2 protein-coding genes are annotated in these 2255 nt (G+C 48.7%); one reads left to right on the top strand and one right to left on the bottom strand.

Annotation, left to right across the window (positions count from 1 at the left end):
* Nucleotides 1–14: 14 nt before the first annotated feature.
* Entirely contained in the window at nucleotides 15–584 is a 570-nt protein-coding gene (locus tag PH5382_RS19285) for a hypothetical protein (protein ID WP_156414992.1), read from the bottom strand.
* Between the two features lie 111 nt (nucleotides 585–695).
* Here PH5382_RS19285 and PH5382_RS19290 point away from each other — a divergent pair, with 111 nt between their 5' ends.
* Nucleotides 696–1673, top strand: coding sequence for a hypothetical protein (locus tag PH5382_RS19290; protein ID WP_156414993.1), 978 nt, complete (start codon nucleotides 696–698; stop codon nucleotides 1671–1673).
* Nucleotides 1674–2255 lie beyond the last annotated feature (582 nt).

Below are 2255 nucleotides of genomic sequence, written 5' to 3' on the forward strand. Positions count from 1 at the left end.
CTACCATGCTGGATTCACGAAATGAATCCCTCACCCGATTTGTGCAACAAAGCCGATCCCTTGATGTCATCAACATTCAACAAACGTCGTGGAGACTTCCGGTCTCCATCTAATTGAAGAAATTCCACGAAGATTGGAGTTGAGATCAATCTATATGACACTTTGGAAATAAGTGCCTCCATAACCTTAAGGCCTTGCTCTTCCTGCATGATTTTAGCGTTGACCTTGGCCCATTTGGCTTGTTGAGCGCCTGATAGATTGGTCGCATGAAGCTCCTCTCGTTGAGATTTAAGCTCCAACGTTTGCAGCAACACTGCTAGGACGAACCAGAAGAACGCAAGTGGGGCGAACGCTCCAGCTAAGAAGTCACCGAGCTCGTTAGGGGTTCTGCAAGCCAATCGTCCCCATAACGATTGATTGTCGCCTGCAGGACAGGGAGAGGTCTGCCAGAGCAAAAAGTAGAGCGCACAGAGCCAACCTAAGGAAACTAGAACACCAAAGCCTAGTGCAAGGTGCAACCGAGTGTTACTAGGGATGGAGGGGATGGCCTCCGCTGGAGGAGGGTTCTCTTGGCTGGCAGTCATTTCAATCCAAACTATGCAAATGTGGGTCAGTAGCCTAAGCGGTTGGCCAAGCGATTACTCTTCAGTGGGTTGTAGCCTTGCGACGGAACACCGATTCCTCAAGGAGAATCAGTGACATTTTCGCGCTTGTGGAGAATGTTTCGCGCATTCCTCAGTTTAACGGCTCTATTTCAAATGAAGAACTCTTGGCGAAATGGTTTAGCGACTGGGCTCTTGGTTGGCGTAGGCTTAACTGTCGCTCTCCTGATTTGGGGAAACTTAGCCGCAAACACACTCCGTTGCATTCTTGATCAAGGCTGCACACAACTCGGCACTCCTAAGCCCGGCCAAAGCCCCCAGAACTGGTCTCTCGTTAGACGTATGGTTTCGGCTGAAGATACCTTTGCTCAGTGGCTCATGAGCTTTACTGGTCTGGCAGCTTTGGCGGTAAGCGCCTTCGCCATGTATTTCATCTATCGAACTCTCCAAGTCACACAAGAAACTCTACGCGCAACCAACGAAATGGCCGCCGACACACGAGAAATCGGGAAGAACCAAACACGTGCTCACCTATTTGTTGAAAGCGTTGAATATTACATTGACCGGACACTAGATGAAGCTGATTTCACCCACATACAGATTGGGTTTCTAGCAGATTTCACTGCAAACTCATCGGTTTCTGCAACGATCAAAAATCTTGGAAACACCTCAGCAAAATCAGTTCACTGGACGGCGTCAGTAAAGGTGTTTTCTGATAACTTCAATACAAGACTACCTGTACTAGAAGGCACAACGAGAAATTGCAATTCTTCGGTTAAGAAACTACCAGAAAATGTCGGGCAGCCTTTATCTCCCAATGAGAACTTCACCCGAACCGTCGATGCATGTCTTTTCATAAGCGAAGAAGGCTATTCTTCCGAATTTGACGCCTCCCCCTGTTCAACCACATCCGCAGAAGTGGTAATTTCCCTCCATTATTGCGATATTTTTGGTGACAACCACTATGAAGAATACTGTTTTTTCGGAAAGGTACCAAGCAATGGAACCGGGGTTCTCACCCCTACCTGCTTACCCAACTCTGATGAGTTTCCCGCGTGGTATGTCGCGTAATGGCTACCACTTCGGACCACCTGAACTCTTTGTGTCCATCTGAGAAAAGGAACTGCTTCTGAAGTACCCCTAGAATTGTAGGCGGTGTGTCAGTGATAATCTTCAACTTTTGGAGGCAGCACATATGCGCTGCCCCGATGTTCATTTACGTGATAGCCCGGCATTCCACCTAGAGTTCGTAGTGAAGCAAGGTCACCCTTAAAAGCCTGTGGGGGCCGCAGCATGGAAAAGCAAGAAGGCGACTGGAGATTTGAAAGGGTAACAATGACTATCAAAATGTCGGTTGCCCCCGACGGGAATCCCACAAGTTCGACCTTAGCTCCCGTGGACTAGCCAGAGTAGCAAGCCGCCCTGCCTCCCCATTTGGGGACCCCTATCTTATGGGTAGCTTGCAAGCTTTGCCTAAGGGTCCGCAGTGAGGCCCTCAGGCCGAACATCATTGATCATCATCATCTAAAAATCTTCAACACCTACAAAACTCAGGCTGCCTTCCTCGACTTCTTCGGCATCTGCTTCCTCCAGTATAGTGAGCTACCCCCGAAATTCGGACACTGACGTAAGCTGCTATTTGTTGTCTGCTGA

It is taken from the genome of Phaeobacter sp. CECT 5382 (assembly GCF_001457775.1).
Lineage (GTDB): Bacteria > Pseudomonadota > Alphaproteobacteria > Rhodobacterales > Rhodobacteraceae > Pseudophaeobacter.

Excerpts from the sequence above, each read along its gene's own strand:
- PH5382_RS19285 (WP_156414992.1), bottom strand. The coding sequence starts at position 584 with ATGACTGCCAGCCAAGAGAACCCTCCTCCAGCGGAGGCCATCCCCTCC.